This is a genomic window from Streptomyces sp. NPDC054866, from assembly GCF_053610745.1.
On the sequence record NZ_JBSGZA010000005.1, the window covers coordinates 345,960 to 361,100 of the forward strand.

Consider the following 15,141-nt stretch of genomic DNA (forward strand, 5'->3'; position numbering starts at 1 on the left):
GCTGCCCCGGGCCCCCTCACACAGCCCGCAGCAGCACCGCTGGCTGCTCCACGCAGTCCGCCACGAACCGCAGGAACCCGCCCGCCGTGCCTCCGTCGCACACCCGGTGGTCGAAGGTGAGCGAGAGCTGCACGACGTGCCGCACGGCCAACTCCCCTTGGTGCACCCATGGCTTGGGCACGATCCGGCCCACGCCGAGCATGGCCGCCTCGGGGTGGTTGATGATCGGCGTGGAGCCGTCGACCCCGAACACCCCGTAGTTGTTCAACGTGAACGTGCCGCCCGTGAGTTCCCCCGGTGTCAGCTTTCCGTCCCGCGCCGACTCCGTGAGCCGGATCAGCTCGGTGCTGATCGATTCGGTGGTGCGCGTGTTCGCGTTCCGGACCACGGGGACGACCAGACCCCGGTCGGTCTGCGCGGCGAAGCCGAGGTGGACGTCGGCGAGCCGGACCACCTCGCGCGCCTCCATGTCCACCGTGGAGTTGAGCATCGGGTAGCGGGCCAGCGCGGCCACACTGATGCGGGCGAACAGCGCGAGCAGCGAGACCTTCTGCTGCCCGCCGCCCTCCTTCACGGCGGCGTTCATCGCGGCGCGCGCCGCGAGCAGTTCCGTCGCGTCGGCGTCGACCCAGCAGGTGGCTTCCGGTATCTCACGCCTGCTGCGGGACATCTTGTCCGCGACGAGGCCCCGGATGCCGGTCAGCGGGTAGCGGGTCTCTGCCCCCGCCGACGCGACGCGGGTCTCCTCGCCCGCCGCTGCCAGCGGCGTGGGCGTGCCCGGGGCCGTCTGCTGCGCGACGGTCCGTTCCGCCGCTATGGCGGACTCGACATCGGCCCGCATGATCAGCCCGTCCGGGCCCGTGCCCGTCAACTCCCGCAGCTCCACGCCGTTCTCACGGGCCAGCTTGCGTACAAGAGGTGAGATCACCGGTATGGGACCGTCGGCCACGGACGTCGCGGGAGGCTTCGGTGCGGTCGTCGTGACAGGACGCGTGGTGTCCTTCGTGACGGAGTTCGTGGTGACCCCCGATCGCACCCTTCTGCGCCGCGCGGGCGCCGCAGCCGTCCCGTACCCGACCAGGACGTTGCCGGAGGACTCCTCGGCGGCAGCCGCCTGAAGGGCTCGCTCCGCGGGCTCCTCAGGCGCCGGAGCGGGAGCAGCAGCCGGAGCCGCGCCCGCGTCCCCGGCCGGGGCGCCGACGGCCACCGTCAACAGCGGGGCGCCCACCGGCAGTTCCGCACCCTCCTCACCGAAGCGGGCCGTCACCACGCCTCCGTACGGGCAGGGCACCTCCACCATCGCCTTGGCCGTCTCCACCTCGACGACGGGCTGGTCGACGGCGACGACATCGCCGACCTGCACGAGCCAGCGGGTGATCTCCGCCTCCGTGAGCCCCTCGCCGAGATCGGGCAGCTTGAACTCAAGGCTGTTCACGTTCAGACCGGGCGCCATCAGCTGTCCGCCTCCCACTGCAACCGCGCGACCGCGTCCAGGATCCTGTCCACGCCCGGCAGATGATGCCGCTCGAGCATCGGCGGCGGATAGGGAATGTCGAATCCGGCGACGCGCAGGACCGGCGCCTCCAGGTGGTGGAAGCACCGCTCGGTGACACGAGCGGCGATCTCCCCGCCGGGTCCGCCGAACCCGCCCGACTCGTGCACGACGACCGCGCGCCCGGTCCGCCGCACCGAGGCAGCCACCGTCTCGTCGTCGAAGGGCACGAGGGAGCGCAGGTCGACCACTTCGAGGTCCCACCCCTCGGCGACCGCGGCCTCGGCCGCCTCCATGCAGACGGGCACGGACGGCCCGTACGTGAGGAGCGTGGCGCTGCGGCCGGTGCGCCGCACCACTGCTTTGCCTATGGGTTCAACGGTCTGCGGCGCTTCCGGGTTCCAGTCGGCCTTCGACCAGTAGAGGCGCTTCGGCTCCAGGAAGACGACCGGGTCGTCGGAGGCAATCGAGGCCCGCAGCAGGCCATAGGCGTCGGCGACCGTGGCGGGCGTGACGACATGAAGCCCCGGAGTCGCCATGTAGTACGCCTCGGAGGAGTCGCTGTGGTGCTCGACGCCGCCGATGCCGCCGCCGTAGGGCACGCGCACCGTGATGGGCAGCGGCATCGCGCCCCGCGTGCGGTTCCGCATCCGCGCCACGTGGGAGATGAGCTGCTCGAAGGCGGGGTAGGCGAATGCGTCGAACTGCATCTCGACGACGGGCCGAAGCCCGTACATCGCCATGCCGACGGCCGTGCCCAGGATGCCCGCCTCGGCGAGCGGTGTGTCCGTACAGCGGTCCTCGCCGAACTCCTTGGTGAGCCCGTCGGTGACGCGGAAGACCCCGCCGAGCGCTCCGACGTCCTCTCCGAGGACGTGCACGGACGGGTCCTCGGCCAGGGAGTCGCGCAGCGCGCGCCCGAGCGCCTGCGCCATGGTGGCCGGTTTGGCTGCCTTCTTGGTGGCCCGTTCGGCCGCGATCGTGCTCATCGCGCGTTCTCCTCGCCGTGCGCGCTCCCGGCGCCGTCCGCGCCGTCTTCGTCCGATGCCTCCAGCTCGGCCCGCAACTGGGCCGCCTGCTCACGCAGTTGGGTGGTCTGCTCGGCGTACACATGGCTGAAGAGGTCCATGGGGTCGAGCTCGGGGTCCTGGTTCATGCGTTCCCGCAGGTCGGCCGCCATGGCCTCGGCGTCGTCGCGGGCCGCCCGCATCCGGTCCTCGTCGAGCAGGCCGCGCTCGGTCAGCTCCCGCTCCAGGAGCAGGATCGGGTCATGCGCGCGCCAGGCCTCGACCTCGGCGTCCCCGCGGTAGCGCGTGGCGTCATCGGCGTTCGTGTGGGCGTCCATGCGGTAGGTCACCGCTTCGACGAGCGTGGGGCCGCCGCCCGATCGGGCGCGGGAGACCGCTTCGCTCAGCACCTCGTGCACCGCCGCCGCGTCGTTGCCGTCCACCAGGCGGCCCGGCATTCCGTACCCGACGGCCTTGTGGGCCAGGGAGGGGGCGGCCGTCTGCTTGTCGAGCGGCACGGAGATCGCGAAGCCGTTGTTCTGCACCAGGAAGACGACGGGCGCCTGCCAGACGGCCGCGAAGTTCAGCGCCTCGTGGAAGTCGCCCTCGCTGGTGCCGCCGTCGCCGACCATGGCGAGCGCGACCACGTCGTCGCCCTTCAGGCGTGCGGCGTGCGCGAGCCCCACGGCGTGCGGGAGCTGGGTCGCGAGAGGGGTGCACAGGGGCGCTATGCGGTGCTCGCGCGGGTCGTACCCGGTGTGCCAGTCGCCGCGCAGGAGGGTCAGCGCGTGGATGGGGTCGAGGCCGCGTGCGACCGCGGCGAGCGTGTCGCGATAGCTGGGGAAGAGCCAGTCCCGCTCCTCCAGGACGAGCGCGGCGGCCACCTCGCAGGCCTCCTGGCCTGTGCTGGAGGGGTAGACGGCGAGCCTGCCCTGCTTCGTCAGGGCCGTCGCCTGCGTGTTGTACCGCCGTCCTCGCACCAGCTGGGCGTACAGACGGCCCAGGAGCTCCTCGTCGGCCTTGCCGGCGGCCTCCGTGCCCAGGACGCGATAGGGCTCCGCGTCGGGCAGCAGCGGCGCGGGGTCGGTCCTGAGCTGCCATGCGGGTGGCGGGGTGGGCCGGTAGACGCCCCGCTGCTCCATGACCGTCATGTCGGCACCTCCATGTGGAAGCGGTCTCCTCGTGGGAGCGGCAAAGGAGGCGCGGCAATGTGAGGCGCCTCACCTACCGATTGTTCGGTCGTCGGCACATTTTGGCTACAGGCACCTCCAGGCTGTGGACAAACGGTTCTCCACAGCCTGGGATGGATGCAGTACGTCCATGGTAGGGAGGCGGGGGGACATGGCATCTGAACGAATGGCCGACGGGCGCGACGGTGATCGCCTTGAAGGCCGGTCCGGCGACCGCCAGGAGGGGCTGCCCCGTCCGCTGGACCCGATCGACCGCGACATCCTGCACATACTGCACACGGACGGTCGCGCGTCGATACGGTCCGTGGCCGAGCGCGTCCACGTGTCGCGGGCCAACGCGTACGCGCGCATCAACCGGCTCATCGACGACGGCGTGATCCGCGGATTCGGAGCCCGGATCAACCACGAGCGGGCGGGCCAGGGCGCGTCGGCGTACATCACGCTCAAGATCGTCCAGAACACCTGGCGCACCGTCCGCGAGCATCTGCGCACGCTGCCCGGCGCCTCTCACATCGCGCTGGTCAGCGGCGACTTCGACGTACTGCTCCTGGTGCACACGCCGGACAACCGCGCGCTGCGCGAGCTGGTCCTCACCCGACTGCAGTCCATCCCCGAAGTGCTCAGCACGCGTACGTTGCTGGTCTTCGAGGAGGACGACCTGGAGCCTGAGAACTGATCCGGAGCCGGAGAGCTGATCCGTCAGCCGCCGCTGCGCAGTCCCGCGAAGGCCAACTGCACAACGGCGTCGGCGACCTGCTCCCCCGATGAGGCACCTCGGGCGTCCGGGCGGTACCACTCCACGATGGAGTTGATCATCCCGAAGAGCAGACGGGTGGCGAGGCGCAGCTCGACGTCCGAGCGCAGGTCGCCGTCGGCGACGGCCTCCTTGAGCAGATCGGCGACCTGCTGGTCGAACTCCCTGCGCCGCTCCATGGCCCACCGCTCGGTGTCCGTGTTGCCGCGCACGCGCAGCAGCAGCGTCACATAGGGCAGTTCCGCGATGAGCACCTCGACGGTGCGGCGCGTGACGTGCTCCAGGCGCTGCACGGCGGTGCCCACGCGCGCGTGCTCCTCGGCAAGGATCCCGAAGAGCCCGTCGAGCGCGCGGCTCACCGCGCGGCGCAGCAACTCTTCCTTGCCGGAGACGTGGTGGTAGATCGAGGACTTGGAGATTCCGGCCGCCTTGGAGAGGTGCTCCATGGACGTGCCGTCGTAACCGCGCTCGTTGAAGATCCGGACCGCCACCGTCAGGAGGGTCTCGGGGGTGTACGTGTCGCGCCTGGTGGTGGTCATGAGCGGTCCTCTCGCGCTGCCGCGCGGCGCAGTGCCTGGGACGGCGCGTAGCGGCCTGTGGGGTACTCCAGGTGCAGGCGCTCCAGGGTTTCGAGGACCCATCCCGCGCCGATCTCCTCGCCCCACGCGAGGGGGCCGCGCGGGTAGTTGACGCCGAGGCGCATGGCCGTGTCGACGTCCTCCTTGTCGGCGACACCGCGCGCGACGGCGTCCAGCGCGAAGTCGACGAGCATAGCGACGGTACGGGCCACGATCATCCCCGGAACATCGGCGACGACGCTGACCTGCTTGCCCAGCGCCTGGAAGAGGCCCACGGCCTCGCGGATCTGGGCCTCGCCCACGGTCGCGGCGGGCGCCAGGGCGATCCTGGTCGCGGACTCGTAGTCCAGCGCGAGGTCGAAGTGGATCACCGGCGCCTCGGCGTCGTCCGCGGCGGATCCGTCGGCAAGGAAAAGCCGCACTCCGCTGGGCAGTTCGATCCAGCCGGGGAAGTCGGGGTCGAGAGGCTCCTTGTGCGCGACGTCGATCCCGGCCCCGCTGATCAGCCCGGCAAGGGCTCGCGCCTGGAACAGCTCTCCGTGCACCGCGACGGACGCCGGGGCCGGTGCGGGCCGCGCCGTGTGCGGCTCCGCGCGCGGGGTGTCGTCCCCGTACGCGTACCAGCCCTGTCCGGACTTTCGGCCGAGGCGGCGTGATTCGACGAGGCGACGCTGGGCGAGTGACGGCGTGAACTTGGGGTCCTGGAAGAACGACTCCCACACGGAGCGGGTGACGGCCTCGTTCACGTCCTGCCCGATGAGATCGGTGAGCTCGAAGGGGCCCATCCTGAAGCCGCCGGACTCGCGCAGGACGGCGTCGATGGTGGCCGGGTCGGCGGCCCGCTCCTCGTGGACGCGCAGCGCCTCGGCGTAGAAGGGGCGGGCGATCCGGTTGACGATGAAGCCGGGGGTGTCCGCGCTGCGCACGGGCGTCTTGCCCCAGGTCCGCGCCGTCTCGTACGCACGCGTGGCGGCCGTTTCGTCGGTCGCGAAGCCGCTGACGACCTCGACGAGGGGGAGGAGCGGCGCGGGGTTGAAGAAGTGCAGGCCGACGAAGCGGCCGGGCTTCTTGAGCGTGCCGGCGATGGCGGTGACGGAGAGGGACGACGTGTTCGTGGCGAGGAGACAGTCTTCGCCGACTATCTCCTCCAGCTCTTCGAAGAGACGCTGCTTCACGGAGAGTTTCTCCAGGATCGCCTCGACGACGAGTCCGCACCCGGCCAGCTCGGCGAGGCCGGCGACCGGGGTGAGCCGGTCCCCCGCGGCGGCCCGGTCGGCGGCCGCGAGCCTGCCCTTCTCGACGAGCCGGTCAAGGCGTGCGGCGATCGCGGCGGCCGCGGTCTTCGCCTGCCCCTCCACGGCGTCGTACAGCCGCACGGGGTGGCCCGCCAGCAGGGCGACCTGGGCGATGCCCTGCCCCATGGTGCCGGTGCCGACCACGGCAACGGGGCTGCTGAGCTCGAGTGCTGTCATGCTCGCGATCCTCCCGCACGAGGTGTCCGCCGGAGGGTGCGGGGGTGCCCGGCGAGAAGTTGTCCACAGGTTCGACGGACCCCCTTGTACCGACCGATCGTTCGGTTACTCTAGCTCTGTCCGTCCGTTCCTGCCCACTGCCCTGCCCAGCTCGCCGGCTCGACGACGAGCCGGCTCGACGAGGAGTTGGTCCGATATGGCCGCCGAACTCACCGCGCACCAGCTGATCGCCACGCACCGGCCCACACTCGACCAGGCGCTGGAGACGATCCGCACGCGCGCGTACTGGTCGCCGCACCCCGAGCACCCCAAGGCCTATGGAGAGAACGGCAGCCTGAGCCTGCCCGAGGGCAAAGCCGCCTTCGACGCCCTCCTGGGCAGCCGCTTCGACCTCGACCAGCCGGGCACGGACGACTGGACAGGCGCGGAAGTCTCTCCGTACGGGCCCGAGTTGGGCATCACGTACCCCCACCCGGACATCGACACGCTGCTGCCGGCGATGCGCGCCGGGATGCGCGCCTGGCGCGACGCGGGCGCGGAAGTGCGCGCGATGGTCTGTCTGGAGATCCTGTCGCGCATCAGCGCGCGCACGCACGAGATGGCGCACGCCGTCATGCACACCAGCGGCCAGGCCTTCATGATGGCCTTCCAGGCGGGCGGACCGCACGCCCAGGACCGCGGCCTCGAAGCGGTGGCGTATGCGTACGTCGAGCAGGCCCGCACCCCTGACAGCGCGGAGTGGTCCAAGCCCCAGGGCAAGCGCGACCCGATCGGCCTGAACAAGCGCTTCACGCCCGTGGCGCGCGGCATCTCGCTCCTGATCGGCTGCAACACCTTCCCGACGTGGAACGGCTACCCGGGCCTGTTCGCCTCCCTGGCCAGCGGCAACCCCGTCCTGGTCAAGCCCCACCCGCGCGCGGTGCTCCCGCTCGCGCTGACCGTGCGCATCGCGCGCGAGGCCCTCACCGACGCGGGCTTCGACCCGAACCTGGTGTGCCTGGCCGCCGAGCGACCGGACGAAGGCATCGCCAAGACCCTCGCCGTCCGCCCCGAGATCAAGATCATCGACTACACCGGATCGACCGCCTTCGGCGACTGGCTGGAGGCCAACGCCCGCCAGGCGCAGGTCTACACGGAGAAGGCCGGCGTGAACACGGTCGTCGTCGACTCGACGGACAACTACAAGGGAATGCTGGCCAACCTGGCCTTCTCCCTGTCGCTCTACAGCGGCCAGATGTGCACGACCCCGCAGAACCTCCTGATCCCCCGTGACGGCATCGCGACGGACGCCGGAGCGAAGTCGTACGACGACGTGGTGTCCGACCTCGCCGCGTCCGTGAACGGCCTGCTCGGCGACGACGCCCGCGCGAACGGCATCCTCGGCGCCCTGGTCAACCCGGGTGTGAAGGCCCGCCTGGAGGCGGCGGCCGGACTCGGCGAAGTGGCCCTCCCCTCACGGGAGATCAGCAACCCGGAGTTCCCGGACGCCGTGGTCCGCACCCCGGTCATCGTCAAGCTGGACGGCGCGAAGCCGGACGCCGAGGCGGTCTATCTGGACGAGTGCTTCGGCCCCGTCTCCTTCGCCGTCGCGGTCGACTCGGCCGCGGACGCCGTGGAGCTGCTGCGCCGCACGGTGCGCGACAAGGGCGCGATGACGGTCGGCGCGTACACGACGTCGGACGAGGTGTCCGGCGCCGTGGAGGAGACCTGCCTGGAGGAGTGCGCCCAGCTCTCCTTGAACCTCACGGGCGGCGTCTATGTGAACCAGACGGCGGCTTTCTCGGACTTCCACGGCTCGGGCGGCAACCCCGCCGCGAACGCCGCCCTGTGTGACGGCGCCTTCGTGGCCAACCGCTTCCGTGTGGTGGAGGTGCGCAGGGACGCCTGACGTCCGGCGGCGGGTTCAGGCCTCCGCGCCCGGAGGCCTGCCCGCCGACCAGTGGAAGAGCGTCATACCGACGCTGGTGGCCAGGTTGTAGCTGGATACCTGGGGCCGCATCGGCAGGGACACCAAGTGATCGGCGCGCTCCCGCAGTTGCGTGGACAGGCCACTGCGCTCGGACCCGAAGGCCAGCACGGCGTCGTCCGGCAGCTTGAGGGCCCGGATGTCCTCGCCCTCCGCATCGAGCGCGAACACCGGCCCCGGCGGCAGTTCGCGGACGTCCATCCGCTCGACGGCCGTGGCGAAGTGCAGGCCGGCGCCACCGCGTATGACCGTGGGATGCCAGGGGTCGAGCGTGCCGGTCGTGACGACTCCCGTCGCCCCGAACCCCGCGGCCAGCCGGATCACGGCCCCGGCGTTGCCCAGATTGCGGGGATCGTCGAGGACGACGACCGGCGCGGTCCTCGGCATGCGGCCCAGCGCGTCGAGGTTGGCCGCACGGGAAGGGCGTACCGCGAGAGCGGCCACCCCCGTGGGATGCAGACGCGGCACAAGGGCACGCAGGGCGCTGTCCGGGACCTGCACGACGAGCGCGTCGAGGGCGTCCTTCACGTCCGGCGCGAGCTCGTCGGCGAGGGCGAGCACAGCGGCCCTGTCGCTGGTCAGCGCCGAGGGGATCAGCGCCCCGAAGCGCAGCGCGTGCTTGATGGCGTGGAATCCGTCTAGCAGCACGGAGGTGTCGGCGACCTCTCGCCAGTCACGCACGGCACCGTCCGGATCACGCTGGTGCGTCCCGTTCATCCGGCGTACGTCCCGCTCATCCCTTGTACGTCCCCGTTCATGAAGGGAAGCCTACGCGCGCGTGCTCGGTGGAATCCGTGGCCGGTTCCTCGTCCGCCCCACGCTGTCCCGGCACCGTGCCACCGCGCGAGAAAAGCGAGAACAGCGCTCCACGCGCGCGTGCCGCCCATCCGCCGACGCGGCGCAGGAACGACGTCGGCAGGAACACCGCGTCGGCCGCGATCATCGCGAGCGAGAAGAACGGCAGTCCGAGGACGACCGCGATGACCGCGTGCTCGAAGATCATGGCGGCCAGGAGGACGTTCTTGACCCGCCTGTTGAAGAGGGTGAAGGGGAAGGCGACCTGCACGGCGACCGTCCCGTACGTCACCAGCATCACCATGAGGCCGTGCGAGGCGAGCAGGTCGGAGAGCGCGGGCCAGGGAGAGAAGTAGTCGAGACGCAGCGGGTAGTAGATGGCCGTGCCGTCCTGCCAGCGGCTGCCCTGGATCTTGTACCAACCGGCCGTCGCGTAGATCAGACACGCCTCGACCATGATCACCAGTAGTGCGGCGTTGTGCGCGACCTTGACGATGACGTCGAGCAGCTTGCGCGCCTCGCCGCCGGGCGCGCGCCGCCCGACGGCCCACCACAGGCCGTGCGCGAGCCACAGCCCCCAGAAGACCAGCAGCCAGCCCCCGCTGAGCTCCCCCATGAACGTCACCGAGGAGAGACCGAGCCCAAGGAACCACCACAGCACAGGCCCGGCCTTGTCGACGGGCTGTGCCGTCTCCGCAGGGCCGACCGGCACCGCACGCGCGCGTGCCGCTCGCCGGGCGTCGAGCGACCAGACCTGGCCGCAGCGTGTGAACACCAGGTAGGTGGCCATGAGGTGGATGACGTTGTCTCCGCCGTCGCCCATGAAGATGGAGCGGTTCTGCAGCGAGAGCACGCCGATCATGAAGAGCACGGACATCGTGCGCGTACGCCAGCCGAGCATCAGCAGGGCGCTGCTCAGGACGGCGAGCGCGTAGACGACCTCGAACCAGATGCGCCCGTCGGACCACATCAGGGCCGTGAAGGCGTCGTTCTCCGCGATGAGCTGCTGGGCCATGTCCCAGCTCCACGGGCTGTCGGGGCCGTACAGCTCAAGGCGGTGGGGGAGTTCGCGCAGCAGGAAGAGCAGCCAGGTGGCGGCGAATCCGATGCGGATCACGGCGGTCTGATAGGGGCCGAGAGCGGATGCGGTGACCCGTTCGATGCCGCGCCCGAGGAGGGAGCCGAAGCGGTTCATCGGGCGTCCCCCTCAGATCCCTGAGCCTTGTGCGAGGAATCCTGAGCCTTGTCCGAAGAACGCTGAGCCTTGCCCAGAGGCATGTCGTCGGGCTCCACGGGCCACCACGGCAGCTGGCGCAGCACCGGTTTCGCCGTGACCTTCTCATCGCTCCACTCGGGGGCCGGCACGTTCGTGGTCCTGGAGCGGACCTGGATGCGCTCGATCGTGGCGTCCTTACCGAGGGGCTCCTCGCGCTCGACGCGCATCACCACGATGCGGCGGATGTAGCGCTCCGAGAGCTCCCCGCGCAGGCCGCGGGGACGATTCTGCGCGTCATGCGCGCCGACATAGAAGTCCCAGGCCCTGCGCAGTTCGTTCTGCTGCGTGTGGCTGGGCAGGAGATTTCCGTCGATCGCGGCGCCGTCGCGGGCGGAGAGGTCGTACCAGCCGGTGGTCCGCGTCGTTCCGCTGTCCGTGCGCATCTCGGCGCGGGCCTGCACCGCGATGTTCTGCTGCATCGGGTTGGGCGCGAAGAGCTTCCAGTTCTGCTCGAACTCGGGATAGACCCAGTCGTCGACTGCCTGCCCGTGCTGCTTGGTCATGGTGTTCGCGGGGGCGACGTGGAGGAAGAGCATCCCTACGTGGACACAGGCCGTGACGGCGATGAGCGCGAGCGCGAGCGCGGCCGCCACCTGGTAGCGCGGGGAGAGGGCGGCGATACCGGTGCGGGGCGGGGGTGCGGCCGTCAGGGGTTCGGCGGATGGGGACGGCGGCTCGTTCGCGTTGTTGTCGTTCGCGTCCATTCCGCCCCGATTCCCGATCCCGCACGGTGGTGCGCCCGTCGGCCCGCCCGTCACACGGCTCTCTACCGCCCGTCGCAGCGGAACGGTACTCATGCCTGCGCGCCAGGCACAGCGTCCGTGAAGTTATCCACAGGGTTGACACCTTATGGCGCTGAGCCGCACCATTGAATTCCACGAACCGAACGATCGGTCGGTAGCTAGCTAAAGGTCGAGGGGGACCGCGATGGCAACAGCAGCCGAGCATCAGACGGCCCGGTCCGAGCCGGACCAGGCGGCGGCCGACGCCGCAAGCACGGCGGCGCACGAAGCGGCCTTCGACGCCGCCGTCGCGGCCGACGAGCGCATCGAGCCGCGGGACTGGATGCCCGACGCCTATCGCGCCTCGCTGGTCAGGCAGATCGCGCAGCACGCCCACTCCGAGATCATCGGCATGCAGCCGGAGGCCAACTGGATCACGCGCGCCCCCTCCCTTCGGCGCAAGGCGATCCTGATGGCCAAGGTGCAGGACGAGGCCGGCCACGGCCTGTATCTCTACAGCGCCGCCGAGACCCTGGGAACCAGCCGCGAGGAGCTGCTCGACAAGCTGCACTCGGGCCGCCAGAAGTACTCCTCGATCTTCAACTACCCGACGCTGACCTGGGCCGACGTCGGCGCGATCGGCTGGCTGGTGGACGGCGCCGCGATCACGAACCAGGTCCCGCTCTGCCGCTGTTCGTACGGCCCCTATGCCCGCGCGATGGTCCGCGTCTGCAAGGAGGAGTCGTTCCACCAGCGCCAGGGGTATGAATCCCTGCTCGCCCTCAGCCGGGGCACCGAGGCCCAGCACGCCATGGCGCAGGACGCCGTGGACCGCTGGTGGTGGCCATCCCTGATGATGTTCGGCCCGCCCGACGACGAGTCGTCGCACTCGGAGCAGTCGATGACCTGGAAGATCAAGCGCCACTCGAACGACGAGCTGCGCCAGCGCTTCGTGGACATCTGCGTCCCCCAGGCCGAGTCCCTCGGCCTCACGCTCCCCGACCCGGACCTCGTGTGGAACGAGCAGCGGGGGCATCACGACTTCGGCCCGATCGACTGGACGGAGTTCTGGGCGGTCCTCAAGGGCAACGGCCCCTGCAACGAACAGCGGATCACTCAGCGCAGGACCGCGCACGAAGAAGGCGCCTGGGTGCGCGAGGCAGCAGCGGCGTTCGCCGCCAAGCACGGGGAGGCGAAGGCATGAGCAGCTCGACCGACTGGCCGCTGTGGGAGGTGTTCGTGCGCTCCCGCCGCGGGCTCTCCCACACCCACGCGGGCAGCCTGCACGCGCCGGACGCGGAAATGGCCCTGCGCAACGCCCGCGATCTCTACACCCGCAGAAGCGAAGGCGTCTCGATCTGGGTCGTGCCGTCCACACAGATCACCGCCTCCTCGCCCGACGAGAAGGACTCCTTCTTCGAACCGGCGGGCGACAAGCCCTACCGCCACCCGACCTTCTACGACATCCCGGACGGGGTGAAGCACCTGTGACCGCGCCACTGGCCCCGACGGCCACCACCGCCGCCCTCGCCCTCGCCCTGGGCGATGACGCGCTGGTGCTCTCGCACCGGCTGGGGGAGTGGGCGGGCCACGCACCCGTCCTCGAGGAAGAGGTCGCCCTCGCGAACATCGCCCTCGACCTGCTCGGCCAGGCACGCGTCCTGCTCTCCTTGGCCGGGGACGAGGACGAACTGGCCTACCTGCGCGAGGAGCGCGCCTTCCGCAACCTCCAGCTGGTCGAGCAGCCGAACGGCGACTTCGCCCACACCATCGCCCGCCAGCTCTACTTCTCCACGTACCAAACGCTGTTGTACGACCGGCTGGCGAGCGGAGACAGCACGTTCGCCCCGCTCGCGGCGAAGGCGGTCAAGGAAGTCGCCTACCACCAGGACCACGCGGAGCAGTGGACGCTGCGGCTCGGCGACGGGACGGCGGAGAGCCATGAGCGGATGCAGCGCGGGCTCGACGCGCTCTGGCGATTCACCAGCGAGATGTTCCAGCCGGTGGAAGGCCTCAACGGCGCGGACAGCTCCGCAGGCGTCGACTGGCCAACGTTGCGCGCGAGTTGGACGGCCTCAGTGACCGCCGTCATCGAGAAGGCGACCCTGACCGTGCCCACCGGCCCGCAGGAAGGGGCCTGGGCAGCGGGCGCCGGCCGCCAGGGTCTGCACACCGAATCCTTCGGGCGGATGCTCGCCGAGATGCAGCACCTGCACCGCAGCCACCCGGGGGCGTCATGGTGACCACCGCCCTCGAAGAGGAGCTGCTGGCCCTCGCGGGCTCCGTGCCCGACCCGGAGCTGCCGGTCATCACGCTGGCCGAACTCGGGGTCCTGCGCGGCGTGCACGTCCGCGGCATCGGCAAGGTCGACGTCGAGCTGACCCCCACGTACACCGGCTGTCCGGCCATAGAGACCATGGTCGCCGACATCGAGCAGGTCCTGCGTGAGCGCGGCATGGCGGAGATCTCCGTGCGCACCGTGCTCTCCCCCGCCTGGTCGACCGACGACATCAGCGCCGAGGGCCGCCGCAAACTCGCGGAGTTCGGCATCGCGCCCCCGCGCCCGCACAGCACCGGCGGGCCGATACCGCTCACCCTCTCGGTCCGCTGCCCGCACTGCGGCTCGACCGACACCGAACTGCTCAGCCGTTTCTCGTCGACGGCCTGCAAGGCCCTGCGCCGGTGCGTCGCCTGCCGTGAACCGTTCGACCACTTCAAGGAGTTGTGATGGCACGCTTCCACCAGCTCCGAGTAGCGGCGGTCGAGCAGCTCACCGACGACTCCGTGACGCTGACCTTCGAAGTGCCCCCCGCCCTGCGCGAGGAGTACCGCTTCGCCCCCGGCCAGCATCTCGCCGTCCGCCGCTTCGTCGACGGCACGGAGATCCGGCGTACGTACTCGATCTGCGCACCCGCGCCCCACCCCGAAAGCCCCTCCGAGCCGCGGACCCTGCGGGTCGGGGTGCGCTTCGTCGAAGGCGGCGCCTTCTCGACGTATGCCCTGAAGGAAGTCGCCGTCGGCGATGACCTCGACGTGATGACCCCGGCCGGGCGCTTCACGCTGGAACCGGCACCCGGGCGCTATGCGGCGGTGGTCGGCGGCAGCGGGATCACACCCGTGCTCTCCATCGTCACGACGCTCCTCGATCGCGAACCGCGGGCCACGTTCTGTCTCATCCGGAGCGATCGCACCGCCGCGTCGACGATGTTCCTGGAGGAGGTCGCCGACCTCAAGGACCGCTGGCCGGACCGGTTCCAGCTGGTCACGGTGCTCTCCCGGGAGGAGCAGCAGTCGGGGCTCGACTCCGGACGGCTCGACGAGGAGCGGCTGAGCAGGCTGCTTCCGGCGCTGTTGCCCGTCGAAGAGGTCGCGGGCTGGTTCCTGTGCGGCCCGCTCGGCCTGGTGCAGGGCGCGGAGAAGACACTGCGCGGCCTGGGCGTGACGCGTCAGCGCATCCACGAGGAGATATTCCACGTGGACGACGGCCTCGCCGCCCCGGCACCCGCCGCCGCGGCGGCCGCCCCCGCGCACAGCACCGTGACGGTGACCCTCGACGGGCGCTCCGGCACGTGGCCGGTCCAGGACGGGGAATCCCTCCTCGATACGGTGCTGCGCAACCGCGCGGACGCGCCGTACGCCTGCAAGGGCGGGGTGTGCGGGACCTGCCGGGCCTTCCGGGTCTCGGGCGAGGTGCGGATGGACCGCAACTTCGCGCTGGAGCCGGAGGAGACCGAGGCGGGGTACGTCCTCGCGTGCCAGTCCCATCCGGCGACGGACACGGTGGAGTTGGACTTCGACCGCTGAGGGCTCCCAAGTGGCCGAGGGGCCGACGCTGTTCCCTTCCCGTAGAACCTGTTCTATCTTGACGACCCGTCAGAAACAGCGGGCG

At 70.6% G+C, this 15,141-nt stretch carries 15 protein-coding genes; 7 read left to right on the forward strand and 8 right to left on the reverse strand.

Features of this window, described 5'->3' with window-relative positions:
• Window positions 1-16: 16 nt before the first annotated feature.
• Genes ACWGI2_RS26465 through pdhA form a run of 3 tightly spaced genes read right to left on the reverse strand, consistent with a single transcriptional unit; the run spans window position 17 to window position 3,650 of the window.
• On the reverse strand, window positions 17-1,453 hold the full coding sequence (locus ACWGI2_RS26465) for a dihydrolipoamide acetyltransferase family protein (protein WP_453698018.1): 1,437 nt from the start codon (window positions 1,451-1,453) through the stop codon (window positions 17-19).
• Window positions 1,453-2,481: an alpha-ketoacid dehydrogenase subunit beta gene (locus ACWGI2_RS26470; protein WP_453698019.1), complete on the reverse strand. Its 1,029-nt coding sequence runs from the start codon at window positions 2,479-2,481 to the stop codon at window positions 1,453-1,455. The genes ACWGI2_RS26465 and ACWGI2_RS26470 overlap by 1 nt, the downstream gene beginning before the upstream one ends.
• Entirely contained in the window at window positions 2,478-3,650 is a 1,173-nt protein-coding gene (pdhA, locus tag ACWGI2_RS26475) for a pyruvate dehydrogenase (acetyl-transferring) E1 component subunit alpha (RefSeq protein WP_453698020.1), read from the reverse strand. The genes ACWGI2_RS26470 and pdhA overlap by 4 nt, the downstream gene beginning before the upstream one ends.
• 190 nt (window positions 3,651-3,840) lie before the next feature.
• Between pdhA and ACWGI2_RS26480 the strand changes: the two genes are divergently transcribed.
• Entirely contained in the window at window positions 3,841-4,365 is a 525-nt protein-coding gene (locus tag ACWGI2_RS26480) for an Lrp/AsnC family transcriptional regulator (RefSeq protein WP_453396840.1), read from the forward strand.
• A gap of 23 nt (window positions 4,366-4,388) precedes the next feature.
• On the opposite strand, the gene ACWGI2_RS26485 is transcribed toward ACWGI2_RS26480, so the two are convergent.
• Together ACWGI2_RS26485 and ACWGI2_RS26490 are read right to left on the reverse strand one after the other, a co-directional pair.
• Window positions 4,389-4,982 carry a TetR/AcrR family transcriptional regulator gene (locus ACWGI2_RS26485; RefSeq protein ID WP_453396839.1) on the reverse strand — a complete coding sequence of 198 codons (594 nt, stop codon included), beginning with the start codon at window positions 4,980-4,982 and terminating at the stop codon, window positions 4,389-4,391.
• Window positions 4,979-6,493, reverse strand: a complete 1,515-nt coding sequence (locus ACWGI2_RS26490) for a 3-hydroxyacyl-CoA dehydrogenase (RefSeq protein ID WP_453698022.1) — start codon at window positions 6,491-6,493, stop codon at window positions 4,979-4,981. Before ACWGI2_RS26490 ends, ACWGI2_RS26485 begins: the two co-directional genes overlap by 4 nt.
• A gap of 196 nt (window positions 6,494-6,689) precedes the next feature.
• Between ACWGI2_RS26490 and paaN the strand changes: the two genes are divergently transcribed.
• Window positions 6,690-8,381 carry a phenylacetic acid degradation protein PaaN gene (gene paaN / locus ACWGI2_RS26495; protein ID WP_453698023.1) on the forward strand — a complete coding sequence of 564 codons (1,692 nt, stop codon included), beginning with the start codon at window positions 6,690-6,692 and terminating at the stop codon, window positions 8,379-8,381.
• A gap of 15 nt (window positions 8,382-8,396) precedes the next feature.
• Here the strand turns inward: paaN and ACWGI2_RS26500 are convergent, their stop codons facing one another.
• From ACWGI2_RS26500 to ACWGI2_RS26510, 3 genes are read right to left on the reverse strand one after another with little or no spacing between them, the layout of a single operon-like run.
• A complete protein-coding gene (locus tag ACWGI2_RS26500; protein ID WP_453698025.1) occupies window positions 8,397-9,176 on the reverse strand; it encodes a TrmH family RNA methyltransferase in 780 nt (259 codons plus the stop codon).
• Between the two features lie 37 nt (window positions 9,177-9,213).
• Complete coding sequence (locus ACWGI2_RS26505; protein ID WP_453698027.1) at window positions 9,214-10,449, reverse strand: HTTM domain-containing protein; 1,236 nt, start codon at window positions 10,447-10,449, stop codon at window positions 9,214-9,216.
• Entirely contained in the window at window positions 10,446-11,234 is a 789-nt protein-coding gene (locus ACWGI2_RS26510) for a DUF5819 family protein (RefSeq protein WP_453698028.1), read from the reverse strand. Before ACWGI2_RS26510 ends, ACWGI2_RS26505 begins: the two co-directional genes overlap by 4 nt.
• 223 nt (window positions 11,235-11,457) lie before the next feature.
• Between ACWGI2_RS26510 and paaA the strand changes: the two genes are divergently transcribed.
• The 5 genes from paaA to paaE are packed head-to-tail and all read left to right on the forward strand — an operon-like array spanning window position 11,458 to window position 15,056.
• Window positions 11,458-12,456 carry a 1,2-phenylacetyl-CoA epoxidase subunit PaaA gene (gene paaA / locus ACWGI2_RS26515; RefSeq protein WP_453698030.1) on the forward strand — a complete coding sequence of 333 codons (999 nt, stop codon included), beginning with the start codon at window positions 11,458-11,460 and terminating at the stop codon, window positions 12,454-12,456.
• Window positions 12,453-12,743, forward strand: a complete 291-nt coding sequence (gene paaB, locus ACWGI2_RS26520) for a 1,2-phenylacetyl-CoA epoxidase subunit PaaB (protein ID WP_160506146.1) — start codon at window positions 12,453-12,455, stop codon at window positions 12,741-12,743. Before paaA ends, paaB begins: the two co-directional genes overlap by 4 nt.
• On the forward strand, window positions 12,740-13,495 hold the full coding sequence (paaC, locus tag ACWGI2_RS26525) for a 1,2-phenylacetyl-CoA epoxidase subunit PaaC (protein ID WP_453698032.1): 756 nt from the start codon (window positions 12,740-12,742) through the stop codon (window positions 13,493-13,495). The genes paaB and paaC overlap by 4 nt, the downstream gene beginning before the upstream one ends.
• Window positions 13,489-13,980, forward strand: coding sequence for a 1,2-phenylacetyl-CoA epoxidase subunit PaaD (paaD, locus tag ACWGI2_RS26530; RefSeq protein WP_160506145.1), 492 nt, complete (start codon window positions 13,489-13,491; stop codon window positions 13,978-13,980). Before paaC ends, paaD begins: the two co-directional genes overlap by 7 nt.
• Complete coding sequence (gene paaE / locus ACWGI2_RS26535) at window positions 13,980-15,056, forward strand: 1,2-phenylacetyl-CoA epoxidase subunit PaaE (RefSeq protein WP_453698034.1); 1,077 nt, start codon at window positions 13,980-13,982, stop codon at window positions 15,054-15,056. Before paaD ends, paaE begins: the two co-directional genes overlap by 1 nt.
• Window positions 15,057-15,141: the final 85 nt, after the last annotated feature.